The 15,500-nt window shown below is 59.4% G+C and carries 13 protein-coding genes; 3 read left to right on the top strand and 10 right to left on the bottom strand.

What is annotated here, in order from left to right:
* Positions 1-24 precede the first annotated feature (24 nt).
* The gene (gene betI, locus AC07VR_RS17840; protein ID WP_494990643.1) at positions 25-618 is read right to left on the bottom strand and encodes a transcriptional regulator BetI; all 594 of its coding nucleotides are present in this window, start codon (positions 616-618) and stop codon (positions 25-27) included.
* A 470-nt stretch (positions 619-1,088) separates the two neighbouring features.
* Here betI and AC07VR_RS17835 point away from each other — a divergent pair, with 470 nt between their 5' ends.
* Positions 1,089-3,047: a BCCT family transporter gene (locus AC07VR_RS17835; RefSeq protein WP_495012026.1), complete on the top strand. Its 1,959-nt coding sequence runs from the start codon at positions 1,089-1,091 to the stop codon at positions 3,045-3,047.
* Positions 3,048-3,257: 210 nt separating this feature from the next.
* On the opposite strand, the gene choV is transcribed toward AC07VR_RS17835, so the two are convergent.
* The 3 genes from choV to AC07VR_RS17820 all read right to left on the bottom strand — a co-directional run bounded on the left by choV (position 3,258) and on the right by AC07VR_RS17820 (position 6,292).
* The gene (choV, locus tag AC07VR_RS17830; RefSeq protein ID WP_495012007.1) at positions 3,258-4,436 is read right to left on the bottom strand and encodes a choline ABC transporter ATP-binding protein; all 1,179 of its coding nucleotides are present in this window, start codon (positions 4,434-4,436) and stop codon (positions 3,258-3,260) included.
* On the bottom strand, positions 4,433-5,278 hold the full coding sequence (gene choW / locus AC07VR_RS17825) for a choline ABC transporter permease subunit (protein ID WP_494990641.1): 846 nt from the start codon (positions 5,276-5,278) through the stop codon (positions 4,433-4,435). The genes choV and choW overlap by 4 nt, the downstream gene beginning before the upstream one ends.
* A 66-nt stretch (positions 5,279-5,344) precedes the next feature.
* Positions 5,345-6,292: a choline ABC transporter substrate-binding protein gene (locus AC07VR_RS17820; RefSeq protein WP_494990640.1), complete on the bottom strand. Its 948-nt coding sequence runs from the start codon at positions 6,290-6,292 to the stop codon at positions 5,345-5,347.
* 445 nt (positions 6,293-6,737) lie between these two features.
* Here AC07VR_RS17820 and AC07VR_RS17815 point away from each other — a divergent pair, with 445 nt between their 5' ends.
* Positions 6,738-8,114 (top strand): L-serine ammonia-lyase, encoded by a 1,377-nt coding sequence (locus AC07VR_RS17815; RefSeq protein WP_495012006.1) that lies wholly within the window; start codon positions 6,738-6,740, stop codon positions 8,112-8,114.
* Between the two features lie 542 nt (positions 8,115-8,656).
* A complete protein-coding gene (gene gbdR / locus AC07VR_RS17810) occupies positions 8,657-9,760 on the top strand; it encodes a choline metabolism transcriptional regulator GbdR (protein ID WP_494990638.1) in 1,104 nt (367 codons plus the stop codon).
* A gap of 127 nt (positions 9,761-9,887) precedes the next feature.
* Here gbdR and AC07VR_RS17805 read toward each other — a convergent pair whose 3' ends face one another.
* The 6 genes from AC07VR_RS17805 to choX form a co-directional block, all read right to left on the bottom strand.
* Complete coding sequence (locus tag AC07VR_RS17805) at positions 9,888-10,151, bottom strand: hypothetical protein (protein ID WP_347902423.1); 264 nt, start codon at positions 10,149-10,151, stop codon at positions 9,888-9,890.
* 384 nt (positions 10,152-10,535) lie between these two features.
* Positions 10,536-11,699, bottom strand: coding sequence for a gamma-butyrobetaine dioxygenase (locus tag AC07VR_RS17800; protein WP_495012005.1), 1,164 nt, complete (start codon positions 11,697-11,699; stop codon positions 10,536-10,538).
* A gap of 24 nt (positions 11,700-11,723) precedes the next feature.
* The gene (locus AC07VR_RS17795) at positions 11,724-12,200 is read right to left on the bottom strand and encodes a thioesterase family protein (protein WP_494990636.1); all 477 of its coding nucleotides are present in this window, start codon (positions 12,198-12,200) and stop codon (positions 11,724-11,726) included.
* A gap of 128 nt (positions 12,201-12,328) precedes the next feature.
* A complete protein-coding gene (locus AC07VR_RS17790; protein ID WP_494990635.1) occupies positions 12,329-13,294 on the bottom strand; it encodes an L-carnitine dehydrogenase in 966 nt (321 codons plus the stop codon).
* Positions 13,295-13,436: 142 nt separating this feature from the next.
* On the bottom strand, positions 13,437-14,324 hold the full coding sequence (cdhC, locus tag AC07VR_RS17785; RefSeq protein ID WP_494990634.1) for a 3-dehydrocarnitine:acetyl-CoA trimethylamine transferase CdhC: 888 nt from the start codon (positions 14,322-14,324) through the stop codon (positions 13,437-13,439).
* Positions 14,325-14,426: 102 nt separating this feature from the next.
* The gene (gene choX / locus AC07VR_RS17780; RefSeq protein ID WP_495012004.1) at positions 14,427-15,371 is read right to left on the bottom strand and encodes a choline ABC transporter substrate-binding protein; all 945 of its coding nucleotides are present in this window, start codon (positions 15,369-15,371) and stop codon (positions 14,427-14,429) included.
* Positions 15,372-15,500 lie beyond the last annotated feature (129 nt).

Below are 15,500 nucleotides of genomic sequence, written 5' to 3'. Positions count from 1 at the left end.
AGGGGCCGAGCGGTTATGTGTGCTCTAGCGCTCCTGCTTAGCCAGTTGGAAATCCATGTATTCGTAAGCAATCCGTTGCGCCTGCACGGTGTCGAAAGCATCTCCCGACAGCGCGCCGCGCAACCACAAACCGTCAATCAGGGCTGCCAGGCCGCGTGCTGCGCTGCGTGCAGCGTCAATCGGCAGCACTCGGCGGAACTGGCAACACAGGTTGGAATACAGTCGGTGATCGTTGATCCGCTGCAACCTGTGCAATGACGGGTGGTGCATGCTGGTGGCCCAGAAGGCCAGCCAGGTTTTCATTGCCGGGCCATTGACCTGGCTGGCGTCGAAGTTGCCTTCGATAATCACCTGGAGATGAGCCCGTGGGCAGCTATCTTCCAGCGCCTGGCGGCGCGCGGTGACGTTCTCGCTCAGGACGCTCATCAGATACCGCATCGTGGCGGCGATCAGGCCATTCTTGTCCTGAAAATAGTGACTGATGATGCCATTCGAGACACCGGCCAAACGGGCGATCAGCGCAATGCTGGCGTCCCCCATTCCGACCTGATCGACTGCCAGCAAGGTGGCTTCGATCAACTGCTGGCGGCGTATGGGTTGCATACCGACCTTGGGCATCTTGCACATCTCCTTAGGCCTGCCAGCAGTCGACTAGTGACTACTGGTGTGGAGGCCAGTCTATTTTGTTTTGATTGAACGTTCAATCAACAAAGAATAAGATCTGCGACAAATCGTCGCTGTCTGCAGGTTTTTCCTACGTGTAGATGGCGGAAAAACGGCATCCAAAAAAGCTCGAAACCCACTCAAGACATGGCGTTAACCGCCGAGGAAGGACGTGTCGAGTGCTTGAGGTCATATGGCCAAGCATTCTTTCGCGCAAACCCCTCGCCGGTTTTCCGCGCCGTTCCTGTGGGTTCGGGCTTTTTTCGGGGTGTCTTTATATCACCCGCTGATCGGCTGCCAACTAACCGATTGGTCGGGTAACGCTTTGCCTTGTGTCCTTCTCTCGCACTGCCTGGAGCATCTGTGCAATGAGTTCTGCCTCTCTTATAAAGACCTCGCCCGAAAAGGTGACGGTCAACGGTTGGGTGTTCTACACCTCGACCGCATTGATCCTGCTGCTGACCGCCATCCTCATCGCCGCGCCGCAAGAAGCCGGGAGAGTGCTGGGGATAGCCCAGGCCTGGTTGTCGCGCAGCTTCGGCTGGTACTACATGGTGGTGATCGCCGCCTACCTGGTATTCGTCGTCGGTCTGGCGTTTTCGTCCTATGGCAAGCTCAAACTGGGCAGCAAGGACGACACCCCGGACTTCAGCTATGGCGCCTGGGCCGGGATGCTGTTCTCGTCCGGCATCGGCATCTCGCTACTCTACTTTGGTGCTTCCGAGCCTCTGGATCACTACTTCAACCCGCCGGAAGGCGTGGCCGGCAGCAACCTGGCGGCGCGTCAGGCAGTGCAGCTGACGTTCCTGCATTGGGGCCTGCATGGCTGGGCGATCTACGCGCTGGTCGGCCTGGCCGTGGCGTACTTTGCTTACCGTCATAACCAGCCACTGGCGCTGCGTTCGGCGCTGTATCCGCTGGTGGGCGAGCGTTGGGTCAAAGGCGCGGCCGGTCATGCGGTCGACGGCTTTGGCATGTTCGTGACCCTGCTGGGTCTGGTGACCAACCTGGGGATTGGCTCGCTGCAAGTGTCGTCGGGGCTTGAGAACCTGTTCGGCATGGAGCATAACAACACCAACCTGTTGATCGTAATCATCGTGATGAGCACTGTGGCGACCATCGCTGCCGTGTCTGGCGTGGAAAATGGCATCCGTCGTCTGTCCAACCTGAACATCGTGCTGTTCAGCGGTCTGCTGATTTTCGTGCTGCTGTTCGGCCCGACCCTGCACCTGCTTAACGGTTTTGTGCAGAACATCGGCGACTACCTGAACGGCGTGGTGCTGAAAACCTTCGACCTTTATGTGTACGAAGCCGACAACGCCAAATCCGAGCGCTGGTTGGGCCTGTGGACTCTGTTCTACTGGGCCTGGTGGATTTCCTGGGCCCCATTCGTAGGCATGTTCATCGCGCGTATTTCCCGCGGTCGTACCGTGCGTGAACTGGTGGCTGGCGTGCTGCTGATTCCGCTGGGTTTCACCCTGGCCTGGCTGTCGATCTTCGGTAACTCGGCTTTGGATCTGGTGATGAACCAGGGAGCGGTGGAGCTTGGGAAGACGGCGCTCGAGCAGCCGTCCATGGCGATCTACCAGCTGCTTGAGCACTACCCAGCGTCGAAAATCGTGATCGGCGTGTCGATCTTTGTCGGTTTCGTGTTGTTCCTGACCCCGGCCGACTCTGGCGCGGTGATGATGGCCAACCTGTCCTGCAAGGGCGGCAATGTCGATGAAGACGCGCCGCACTGGTTGCGGATCTTCTGGTCGGTGGTGATCACGCTGGTGACCATCGGTCTGTTGTTCGCCGGTAACTTCGAAGCCATGCAAACCATGGTGGTGCTGGCCGGTCTGCCGTTCTCGGTGGTGTTGGTGTTCTTCATGTTCGGTTTGCACAAGGCCATGCGCCAGGACGTGCAGATCGAGCAGGAGCAAGCCGAATTGGCCGCTCGCGGTCGTCGTGGTTTCAGCGAACGTTTGAGTGCGCTGGATCTGCAACCGACTCAGGCCATCGTGCAACGCTACATGGACAAGCACGTCAGTGCGGCGCTGCAAGATGCCGCCGCGCAACTGCGTAATCTGGGCCTGACGGTGCAGAGCAACCTGGGTAAATCCCGCAGCAATATTGGCCTGCGGGTGGAAATGAATGAGGGCAATCCGTTCCTTTACGAGGTCAGCCTGGAGGGTTACCTGGCGGCGCCGAGCGATTCGGTTCAGCCTGAAGGAGCAGATGTGGAGCCTGAAGTGCGCAGTCGTTACTACCGTGCCGAGGTTTACCTGCACAGCGGCAGTCAGGAATATGACTTGATGGGGTTCACTCCAGAGCAGATTACCCGTGACGTGCTCGATCAGTTTGAAAGCCATCGGCAGCTCCTGGGCCGGGTGTATAGCTAAAGCATAAGGGGCTCGGATAGAGCTCCTTTTTTGTGCTTGGTGATCGTTCCCACGCTCTGCGTGGGAATGCCGCCCTGGACGCTCTGCGTCCGTTGTTGAGTCTGACGCGGAGCGTCACCGGATGCATTCCCACGCAGAGCGTGGGAACGATCGCACAGATCGCACACACAAAAACGCCGCGAGGATCGCGGCGTTTTTATGTGTGCTGTCTTACCCCAGATTCTTCCCTAGCAACGCATGGTAGAGCTCGCTGTCGCCGAGTATTCCGACCACCTTGTGGTTGTCATGCAGAACAAGCTTGTTGCCGGTCTGGTAGCGGATCTGCAACGCTTCGCGCATACCGATGTTGAAGTCCACCAGGGTTGGTCGACGCCCCAGTCCTTCCACCGCCTGGCCAGGTATCCAGTTCTGCAGATCAAGGCTGGCGCCGTTCTGGCGTGCGCCCTTGATGGTGTTGCCTTCGGCCAGATCGAGCCAGGAGTCACCGCCTGGGTCGAGGCATACGGAACCGTTGATGCGTTTGCAGTTGTCCAGCGTGCGCATCAGGCTGCGACCGCACAGGACATTCAGCGGGTTGGTATGGGCAACGAACGTGCGAACATAGTCATCGGCCGGGTTCAGCACGATTTCTTCCGGTTTGCTGTACTGGACGATCCGACCGTCTTTCATGATCGCGATACGGCTGCCCAGCTTCAGGGCTTCATCAAGGTCGTGGCTCACGAACACGATGGTCTTGTGCAGCTTGCGTTGCAGCTCCAGCAGTTCGTCTTGCAGGCCTTGGCGGATCAGTGGATCGAGGGCCGAGAAGGGTTCGTCCATCAGGAGAATGTCGGCGTCCATCGCCAGGGCGCGGGCCAGGCCCACACGTTGTTGCATGCCGCCGGAGAGTTCATCGGGCTTCTTGTTGCGCCATTGGGTCAGGCCCACCAGCTCGATTTTTTCGTCGACCAGTTTGTTCCGTTCCTTTTCCGGACGACCCTGCATCTCGAGGCCGAAGCTGATGTTCTCGCGTACGGTCAGCCAAGGCATCAGGGCGAACTTCTGGAACACCATGGCAATGCGCTTGGTGCGCATCATCTTCAGTTCGGCCGGGGTGCAGGAGGCGATGTCGATTTGCCTGCCTTCGTGCTCGACGAACAACTGCCCGCGGCTGACGGTGTTCAAGCCGTTGATACACCGCAACAGACTCGACTTGCCAGAGCCGGAGAGGCCCATCAGCACGCAGATTTCGCCTTTTTCGATGTCCAGACTGGCTTTTTCGACACCGACGATCTGACCGGTCTGTTTCAGGATCTGATCACGCGTCAGGCCCTTGTCCAGCAATTTCAGGGCCTCACGCGGGTCTTTGGAGAAGACAACATCTACCTTGTCGAAGCGGATTATGCTCATGCGTCACCCCCTACTTTAGCGTCGGGTTGTTTGCAGATACGGTCGAGCATGATCGCCAGCAATACGATCGCCAGGCCTGCTTCAAAGCCCAGTGCGATATCAGCAGTGTTCAGTGCGTTGACCACGGGTTTACCCAAGCCATCAGCACCCACCAGCGCCGCGATCACCACCATCGACAGTGAGAGCATGATGCACTGGGTGATGCCGGCAGCGATGCTCGGCATGGCGTGGGGCAGTTCGATGCGCGAGAGCAACTGACGGCGCGAGCAGCCAAAGGCTTTGCCGGCGTCCATCAACTCTTGCGGTACATCACGGATACCCAGGTAGGTCAGACGGATGGGCGCGGCAATCGCGAACACCACCGTGGAAATCAGACCGGGCACCACGCCCAGACCGAACAGGGTCAGGGTAGGAATGAGGTAAACGAACGTCGGTACGGTCTGCATCAGATCGAGTACCGGACGCATTAAAGTATAGAACATCGGCTTGTGCGCCGCGACGATGCCCAGCGGCACGCCAATGACCACGCAGACCAGTGTGGCGAACAGCACTTGGGCGAGGGTTTCCATGGTTTCCTGCCAGTAACCCAGGTTCAGGATCAGCAGGAAAGACAGTACGACAAAGGCCGTCAGGCCCCATTTGCGTTGAATGAAATGAGCCAGTAGCGCGATCAGGCCGATCAATGCCAGCGGATTGAACCAGGTCAGCGCAAATGTCACGCCATGGATCATCGTTTCCAGTGTCGTGGCGATCGCATCGAAAGTGCTGGCGCCGTGTTGCGTCAACCATTCAACGAAGGCAGCGATGTACTGGCCTAGGGGGATTTTGTGATCAGTCAGCATGGTAGTGAACGTCCGCATGCAAGGAAAAAAACAGCCCGGGCGGGCTAGCCCGCCCGGCGTCAACGATTACTTCGCGAGTTTGGCTTTAACGGCCTCCAGGCCTGGTTTACCGTCAATGGTGGTCACGCCAGCGAGCCAGGTATCGAGCACCTGTGGATTCTTTTTCAGCCAGGCCTTGGCGGCCGCGTCAGGCTTCATCTTGTCGTCCAGGATGTTGCCCATCAGAGAGCTTTCCATGTCGACGGTGAACTCCAGATTCTTCAGCAACTGACCAACGTTGCTGCATTCCTGGGTGTAGCCCTTGCGGGTGTTGGTCAGGACAGTGGCTGCGCCAAAATCCGGACCGAAGTAATCATCGCCACCGGTGAGGTACTCAATCTTGAAGCGCTTGTTCATCGGGTGCGGTGCCCAGCCCAGGAACACCACGGCGGTATCGCGCTTCTGGGCGCGCTCGACTTGCGAGAGCATGCCGGCTTCGCTGGACTCGACCACTTTGAAGCCAGCGTCTTTCAGGCCGAAGGCGTTCTTGTCGATCATACTCTGGATCAGGCGGTTGCCGTCATTACCCGGTTCGATGCCGTAGATCTTGCCGTCCAGTTCTTTTTTGAACTTGGCAATGTCTTTGAAATCTTTCAGACCCTTGTCATACAAAGCCTGTGGAACCGCCAGGGTGTACTTGGCACCTTTGAGGTTCGTACGCACGGTTTCCACGGTACCGGCATCGCGGTAGGCCTTGATGTCGTTTTCCATGGTCGGCATCCAGTTGCCGAGGAATACGTCCATGTTCTTGCCGTCGGCCAGGGACTTGTAGGTCACCGGCACGGAAATCATGGTGGTCTTGGTCTTGTAACCCAAGGCATCGAGGACGACGCTGGTGGTCGCGGTAGTGGCGGTGATGTCGGTCCAGCCGACATCGGAGAAGTTTACGGTGCTGCACTGTGCCGGTTCTGCGGCTTGAGCCAGAACAGGCAGACTCAGCATGGCGGCCAACAACAACGACGGGGAACCTTTCATGGGTGGACTCCTGGATGTTTTTTTTTGGCGGTTTACCGACTGGATGACCGCGCTTATGTGTTGCGGTTGGAGACGTGTGGGGAGCAGCTCTACCACAGCATCTTGCAATCGAGTCGAGACTGATCATGTACCAGTGAAAATCTGACGCCTACAGGGTGCGTCGTATCCAGTACAGGGAGGGTCGCATCCAGTGTCGGTAACGTCGTTTACAGATTTTTTCAGCCCTGCAACCGCACTTTTTGTCCATCTGCACCGCGAAAAACGGCCAGAACTTGCTGTTGGCCGATTGCGACGTTGATGGACATGAGCGAGTCGGTGTGAGACGTCGTGCCTGACTGCAAAAGCCGGATGATGCGGCGATCCAGGCGGATTGCGATTTGAGCGTAGCAGCTCCGTCACCGGGTGCTTTGGCGCCTGGAGTATGCTCATCAGGAGGTTCGCGGTAATGGCTATCAGTGTGTTTGACCTGTTCAAGATTGGTATCGGGCCCTCGAGTTCTCATACCGTCGGACCGATGCGCGCAGCGGCGCTATTCGTCCAGACGCTTCGCGAGCAAGGTCTGCTTGATCAGGTGCGGCGGGTCGAAGTGCAGTTGTACGGCTCGCTGTCCGCCACCGGTATCGGTCACGGCAGCGACAACGCGGTGATCATGGGGCTGATGAGTGAGTGGCCGGACGCCATTGATCCATCGCAGATCGGCGTGCGTATTAACACCCTGCGCGAAACCGGCACGCTGCTGCTCGACGGTCGCTTGCCGATCCCCTTTATATGGGCGCGGGACATGCGCTTGATCGATGAGAACCTGCCGTTCCACCCCAACGCCATGACCCTGGTCGTCGAAGGCGAGGCAGGCGAGCTGCATCGCGACACCTATTACTCCATTGGTGGCGGTTTTGTCGTCGACGAGGCGCAAGCCAGCAGCGGTGTGGTAGACCTTGATCGGACTGTGCTGCCTTACGATTTCTCCAGCGCGGTCGAACTGCTCAGCCTCTGCAAGAAACACAACCTGCGTGTCGCCGAACTGATGATGGCTAACGAGAAGGTCTGGCGCCCGGAAGAAGAAATTCGCAGTGGTTTGATGAAGCTCTGGCGCGCGATGCAGGACTGTGTCGAGCAAGGGCTCAAGCACGAAGGCGTCCTGCCCGGTGGTCTTAATGTGCGACGCCGCGCCGCCAAGCTGCACCGCAGCCTGCAAGAGCTGAACAAACCCAACGTGATCGGCTCGACCTTGAGCGCCATGGAGTGGGTCAACCTGTTCGCCCTGGCGGTCAACGAAGAGAACGCTGCCGGCGGGCGCATGGTCACGGCACCGACCAACGGTGCGGCAGGGATCATCCCGGCGGTGCTGCACTACTTCATGAAATTCAGCGAAGCGGTGACCGATGCCAATGTCGTCGACTATTTCCTGAGTGCGGCGGCGATCGGGATTCTGTGTAAAAAGAACGCGTCGATTTCCGGTGCCGAAGTCGGCTGTCAGGGTGAGGTCGGTTCGGCGTGCGCCATGGCCGCGGCCGGGCTGGCGGAAATTCTCGGCGCGACACCGGAGCAACTGTGCAACGCGGCGGAAATCGGCCTGGAACATAACCTGGGTCTGACCTGCGATCCGGTGGGCGGCCTGGTGCAAGTGCCGTGTATCGAGCGTAATGCGATTGCCGCAGTAAAGGCCATCAACGCCGCACAGATGGCCCTGCGTGGGGATGGCCAGCACTTTATCTCCCTGGACCGGGTCATCCGCACCATGCGCGACACCGGTGCCGACATGCACGACAAATACAAAGAGACCTCGCGCGGTGGGCTGGCGGTGAGTGCGGTGGAATGTTGAGCGCAGTACACCAGTAAAACCGAGTGGCCTTCATCGCGAGCAATCGAGCGTCGACCGGCTGCTCCTACAGGTTTTGCGTCCCCTTGTAGGAGCGAGTTTGCTCGCGATGGCGTCAGACCAGTCAAAACTGCGCGGTAAGTGAACACTGATTCGAATAAGCGCTGCTTTTTGGCGCGTCGCTTACAGTTAAGAGAAACACCCTCAGGTCAGGGCTCGATTTCGACCCTGACCGTTGGTCACCCGTGCTTGAGGTGACACTCTTTCCCAAGGGTTCTCAGTGCTTTTCCCACAAGTGCTACCGATTTGCTCACAGCCCCCGGGGCAAAGCGCCTACACACCTCTTCCTCGCTTATAACCCTCACTCCGCGCGGGGGCTATATAGACGCATCGCGACGTCGTTTTCAGGAGTTATTGAATGCGCATTCAACTTTAGGCATGGCAATTGCTCTGTCATAACAAAGCCCGTCTCCGCGAGAGAACGATGGCCATAACAAGAGCCTCCGCCTGAGGCCATCACCCGCTTTGTGTGAGGAGATACCGCGATGACGTCGTTCAACTCTGGAGCTCAACCCCAGAACCGTGCGCCTCAATCCATCGGCTTTTTGCTGCTGGACAATTTCACGCTTATTTCTTTGGCCTCCGCAGTAGAACCCCTGCGCATGGCCAACCAATTGTCCGGTCGCGAGCTGTATCGCTGGACGACCCTCACCGTCGACGGCGGCCAGGTCTGGGCCAGCGATGGTCTGCAAATCACCCCCGACGCCTCCATGCACAAAGCGCCCGCCCTGGACACCGTCATCGTCTGCGGCGGTGTCGGCATTCAACGCACCGTGACCCGTGAGCACGTGTCGTGGCTGCAAAGCCAGGCACGTCAGTCCCGTCGCCTCGGAGCGGTCTGCACCGGCAGCTGGGCCCTGGCCTGCGCCGGTCTGCTGGACGGCTTTGATTGCAGCGTGCACTGGGAATGCCTGGCGTCGATGCAGGAAGCTTTCCCGCGTGTCGCCATGAGCACTCGTTTGTTCACCCTCGACCGCAACCGTTTCACCAGCTCCGGCGGCACCGCGCCGCTGGACATGATGCTGCACCTGATCAGCCGTGATCACGGCCGTGAACTGTCGGCAGCGATCTCCGAGATGTTTGTCTACGAACGCATTCGTAACGAACAGGATCACCAGCGCGTGCCGCTCAAGCACATGCTCGGCACCAACCAGCCGAAGTTGCAGGAAATCGTCGCGCTGATGGAAGCCAACCTGGAAGAGCCGATCGACCTCGACGAGCTGGCGGTGTATGTCACCGTCTCGCGGCGTCAGCTGGAGCGTCTGTTCCAGAAATACCTGCACTGTTCGCCATCGCGCTACTACCTGAAATTGCGCCTGATCCGTGCCCGGCAGTTGCTCAAGCAAACGCCGATGTCGATCATCGAAGTGGCGTCGGTCTGTGGTTTCGTCTCCACACCACACTTCTCCAAGTGCTACCGCGAATACTTCGGCATTCCGCCACGCGATGAACGCGTCGGTTCCAACACTGCACAACAAGTGGCGATGATGCCGATTCCGCAGGCACTGGTATTGGCCCCGTTGTCCGGGCCGTTGTCGGCGTTGAGCCAGGCGCGTAACGAGTCGACGTTTGCTAGCGTAAGGCTCTAACAGCTGATCGTTCCCACTTTCTGCGTGGGAACGCCTCAATGGACGCTCTGCGTCCGCTTCGGCAGGGACGCGGAGCGTCCTGGGCTGCGTTCCCACGCAGAGCGTGGGAACGATCAAAGGCTTCCTGTCAGGCGCTACGGCTTTGCTGATATTGCGCCAATGCCGGCAGCAGTTGCTTGTCTATCGCCTGGCGCACAGCGGGCAGAATCGTCGCGCTGCTGGTGTACATCTGCTTGACCATGGTTCTCAGGGTCATGGCTCGTACATCGTTCAAGCCGCGTACCGCGCATTCACAGGCCTGCTCTGCAGTGGCGCCACTCGGGACTTCAAACCCAAGAGCCTTGAGCTGGCCCAACAGGTCTTCCTGGTCTATCAAATCGGCGTGCATCATGACGCTATCCTTCTTCAGGGAACATTGTCGTGGCTCGATTCTGGTAGGGGCGATGGGTGGGGGCAAGGAGGAATTGTCGCAATGGCCGCGATACCTATGAACAGGTCGTTTTCGGCTAACTTGCAGGGACGATGACTGGGCACACTGAGCCTCAGCTGACGTGTCGACGGTTTGGTCACCCTCTGCGCAAAGCTCCTCAGAAACAACCTCTGCCTCGATCTTGTCACGGCTTGATCGGGGCTTTTTTTGTCTGGGGATTGGAGAGAGGAGATCGTTCCCACGCTCTGCGTGGGAACGCCGCCATGGACGCTCTGCGTCCGCTCCGGCTGTGACGCAGAGCGTCACGGGATGCATCCCCACGCGGGAGCGTGGGAACGATCTCCTCTAGCGCTGCAACACCAATATCCGCGACAGCAATTCATCACGGTCGATGTAGCAGCCCTGGAAATGCCGGGCGCCACTGGTGGGGTCGAAGGCGTTGCGGGCGTGGAGCGTGCGGCGGTTGTCGAAGCACCACATCTCACCAGGATTGAGCCGGGTGATAAGCCTGAAACGGGCTTCGCGGGTCATGGCGATAAAGCGTCGATAGGCCTGATACAGCTTGGGCATCTGCTCGACTGATGCATCGAACGGCCCCCGCAGGAAGTTCGCCATGCGGATTTCCGACACTTGCCCCAGTGCGTCAAGGGCGATGATCGGCGCCAGGCAGCGGTAGTCGCTGTGGCGGTCCTTGTTGCGAAACTCCACAGGGATGTCGCACAGGCTGCTAAAGGCTTCCGGATCTTCCTGGCGCAAGGCTTCGGCAATGGCAAAACCGTCGACAAAAATACTCTCGCCGCCGTCCGCTTCATTGACCAGGCAATGCAGGAATTGCAGCCCCGGTTGCAGCTCGCGGGTCGGCAGGTCGCTGTGCAGCGGCAGGTTGAACGCTGTGTAAGCGTTGCTGTCGGCGTCAGCCTTGGATTGCACGTTGAACAGCACGCCGAAGTTGCTCTCGCGGATAAAGGAAATCCGCTTGGCGATCTGCGTCAGCGAGCCCGGTTCGGTGGGTAGGCCACGGATTTGAGTGAGGCCGATATCGCGCAGCGCCAAGAGCCATTGCAGCAGCGCCTTGGGATCGTCCATCACTGCTTGATACTCGAACACCGGCAGTTTCAGGTCGCTGTGCCACAGCTGGCTTTTCGGTTTGCTGGCACGACGTTCTGCCCGGGATTCGTCGTCATAAGCATGAGCCCGCAACCAGCCGGGATCGAAGCGGCTGCTGTGACCGTCCTGCCAATCGATGCACAGGCATCCGTCGGCATCGATATGGGTCAAGGAAGGTGCCAGGTCTTCGGCGACGTCGACGATTTCCAGTACCTGTTCGCGAGTCACGGTATAGACGCAGGCCGGGCAGGGGCAGTTGTCCCGCAACCACTGATGGTGAAACGGGCTCAATCGGCCATCGGCCCATTGCACTTGAACACCGTCCGCCCGGGCTTGTACGGCGGTCAAAGCGCTGATCAACGGATAGCTGCGGAAGTCGGCAAAAGCGGCGGCGGTGTTCATGGCGATCTCCTTGTTTTTGGTTTGTTATTTTTCCGGAGGCAGGCCGATCACCCGGCCAATGTAGGCCGGTGCTGGCAGGTCGGACTGCAGGGTGGTGATGGCCAGCAGTTTGTTCAGAACCGGTTCGCTGAAGGGGGCGGAACGTGGGCCGGCAAGGTCGACATGAAGCAACATTTGCTCATTGCCCGCCAGTTCTTGCTCTTCGCCGACCAGGTGCAGGCTGTGATAGAGATGCAGGCGTTTGCGGTCGTGGCCGATGATCTGGGTGTGTACCTCAACCTCGGCACCGAGTTTCACCTCGTGCAGGTAGTTGAGGTGCAGTTCGAGGGTGAATAACGAGTTGCCGCTGGCTTCGCGGTTGTTGCTGTCCATGCCCAGTTGATCCATCAGCGCGTCGGTGGCGTAGCTGAAGATCAATAGATAAAACGCATCGCGTAGATGGCCGTTGTAGTCGACCCAGTCGGGGATGATTTTGGTGTTGTAGGTGGTGAGGGCAGGCATGTTTATCTCCAGACATGATCGTTCCCACGCTCTGCGTGGGAACGCCTCCTGTGACGCTCTGCGTCACGTCTTTGGGACGCGGAGCGTCCCGGGCTGCATTCCCACGCAGAGCGTGGGAACGATCGACATCACTCGCTGAAGGTCATGCCATGCTTGGCCTTGGTGGTCTTTACCGCTTCCAACACCGCCAGCAGGCAGTCATCACGATAGCGTTCCAGGGCCGAAATGCTGTGTTTGCCGAGCTGATCGCTGGTACCGTCGACCACGTCGTCGATCAGCTTGTCGGTCAGTTCCGGCGCTGGCAGATAGGTCCACGGCAGCTGCAGTGCAGGGCCGAACTGGGCCATGAAGTGCCGCATACCGGCGTCGCCACCGGCCAGGGTGTAAGTCAGGAAGGTCCCCATGAACGACCAGCGCAAACCGGCACCGAAGCGGATAGCGTCGTCGATTTCGCCGGTGGTCGCTACGCCATCGTTAACCAAATGCAGCGCTTCACGCCACAGCGCTTCGAGCAGACGGTCGGCAATGAAGCCAGGGACTTCCTTGCGCACATGCAGCGGGCGCATGCCAAGGGATTCGTAGACTTTCATCGCCGCTTGCACGGCTTCGGGTGCGGTGTTTTTGCCGCCGACCACTTCCACCAATGGCAGCAGGTACACCGGGTTGAATGGGTGACCGACCACGCAGCGTTCCGGGTGGGTCGAGCCCTCGTAGAACTCGCTCGGCAACAGACCTGAAGTGCTGGAACCGATCAGCGCATTTGGTTTGGCCGCAGCGCTGATTTTGCTGTGCAGCTCAAGTTTCAGTTCCAGGCGTTCCGGGGCACTTTCCTGGATGAAGTCGGCGTCTTTCACGCACTCTTCGATGGTCGCGACAAAGCGCAGACGATCCTGTGACGCGCCGGGTGCCAGGCCCTGTTTTTCCAGAGCGCCCCAGGCATTGGCGACGCGTTTGCGCAGAGCGGCTTCGGCACCGGGCGCCGGGTCCCAGGCCACCACATCAAGGCCATGGGCGAGGGCGCGGGAAACCCAGCCGCTGCCAATGACACCACTGCCCAGCGCGGCGAAGGTTTTGATTTCGGTGATAAAACTCATGGTGACTTCCTAAAGAGTTTGGTGATCCCTGTAGGAGCCGAGCTTGCTCGCGATAGCGGTTTTTCAGCCGCAGAAGATGTTCCGGATGTTCCGACGTCATCGCGAGCAAGCTCGGCTCCTACAAGGGAGCCGTGGGTTGGGGTTAACCGCGCTTGGTCAGGCCCATCTTCGCCCGGCCTTCGGCTGGGGTCAGAACGCGGGCACCGAGGCGGCTGAGAATTTCCGAAACGCGCTCAACCAATTGACCGTTGGTGGCCAGCACGCCGCGATCCAGCCAGAGGTTGTCTTCCAGACCGACCCGCACGTTGCCGCCGAGCAATACCGCCTGGGCGGCCATCGGCATTTGCATGCGGCCGATGCCGAACCCGGCCCAGACCGCATTGGCCGGCAGGTTGTCGACCATCGCTTTCATAGTGGTGGTGTCTGCCGGCGCGCCCCACGGGATGCCCAGGCACAGCTGGAACAGCGGGTCGTCCAGCAAACCTTCCTTGATCATCTGCTTGGCGAACCACAGGTGACCGGTGTCGAAAATTTCCAGCTCGGCCTTCACGCCCAGCTCTTGAATGCGTTTGGCGCCAGCGCGCAGTTGCGCCGGGGTGGAGACGTAAATAGTGTCGCCGTCGCCGAAGTTCAGGGTGCCGCAGTCCAGGGTGCAGATTTCCGGCAGCAACTCTTCAACGTGGGCCAGACGAGTCAGCGGGCCGACCAGATCGGTGTTCGGGCCGAATTCCATCGGATTTTCACCGGCGCCGATTTCCAGGTCGCCGCCCATGCCGGCAGTGAGGTTGACGATGATGTCGACGTCCGCTTCGCGAATGCGCTCCATCACTTCGCGGTACAGCGCTACGTCGCGGCTGAACTTGCCGGTTTCAGGATCGCGCACATGGCAATGGACCACGGTGGCCCCGGCTTTGGCGGCTTCCACCGCAGCGGCGGCGATCTGTTTCGGGGTGACCGGCACGTGCGGGCTCTTGGCGGTCGTGTCGCCAGCACCGGTGAGTGCGCAGGTGATGATGACGTCGTGGTTCATGGTGCGATTTCCTTCAGGCCGTTTTTTTGGGGCGTGGTTTTTTGGGCGTAGCGGGCCCGTTCGCAGCCGTCATCGGCTGCGAATCGGTGGTTTATATCGGTATTACTTGTTGGTCAGTTGCAGATTCTCGGCAGCCGGTTTGCCGTCGAAGGTGGTCACGCCTTCAAGCCAGCGTTGCTTGTCTTGCGGGTGATCCTTGATCCATTGCTTGGCCGACTCGAAAGCGTCCTTGTGGTCGAGCAGCGGCTGCATCATCCGGCTCTCGTCTTCGGCAGTGAAGGTCAGGTTGCTGAGCAAGCGGCTGACGTTCGGGCACTGGCTGGCGTAGTTCGGTGCGGTGACGGTCCAGACGGTGGCCGAGCCTTCGTTCGGGCCGAGAGCGTTTTCGCTGCCGGTGAGGTAGGTCATTTTCACGTTGACGTTCATCGGGTGCGGCGCCCAGCCGAAGAACACCACGGCTTCGTCGCGCCGCACGGCGCGATCCACCGCGGCGAGCATGCCGGCCTCGCTGGATTCGACCAGCTGGAATTTGCCCAGGCCGAACTGGTTCTTGGCGATCATTTCCTTGATCTGGGTGTTGGCGCCCGAGCCCGGTTCGATACCGTAGATCTTGCCACCCAGCTCTTTTTCGAACCTGGCGATGTCGGCAAAGGTTTTCAGGCCTTTGTCGGCGAGGTAAGTCGGTACAGCCAGGGTCGCCCGTGCATCCTTCAGGCTTGGTTCGGCCAGGACTTTGACTTGCTTGCCATCGACGAACGGCGTGATGGTCTGGGTCATCAGTGGGTTCCAGTAGCCCAGGAACATGTCCAGGCGCTGGTCGCGGATGCCGGCGAAGACAATTTGCTGGGAGGCGCTGGTTTGTTTGGTCTTGTAGCCGAGGCCGTCGAGCAGGACCTGAGTCATGGCACTGGTGGCGATCACGTCGGTCCAGTTCACTACGCCCATGCGCACGTTCTGGCACGCGGCGGGTTCGGCCGCCATGACGCCGGAGCTCAAGAAAGCGGTACCGCTGAGTGCAAGAACACAGCTGCTGATCAGTCGTTTCATGGTGGGTTCCTCGGCAGGTCGTTATTGTGGGTTCCGGTGTCTTTGTGCGCCGGTGATGCCAAGTTACGCAGCTCAAGGCGTGTGAAAACGCACAGCGGCGACCAGCTCTTGCACAGCAGCGACCTGTGG

The sequence above is a fragment of the Pseudomonas sp. GW821-FHT02H09 genome (assembly GCF_059421425.1).
The sequence above is the reverse complement of the archived record's forward strand: the minus strand, read 5'-3'. Positions and strand labels throughout refer to the sequence as shown.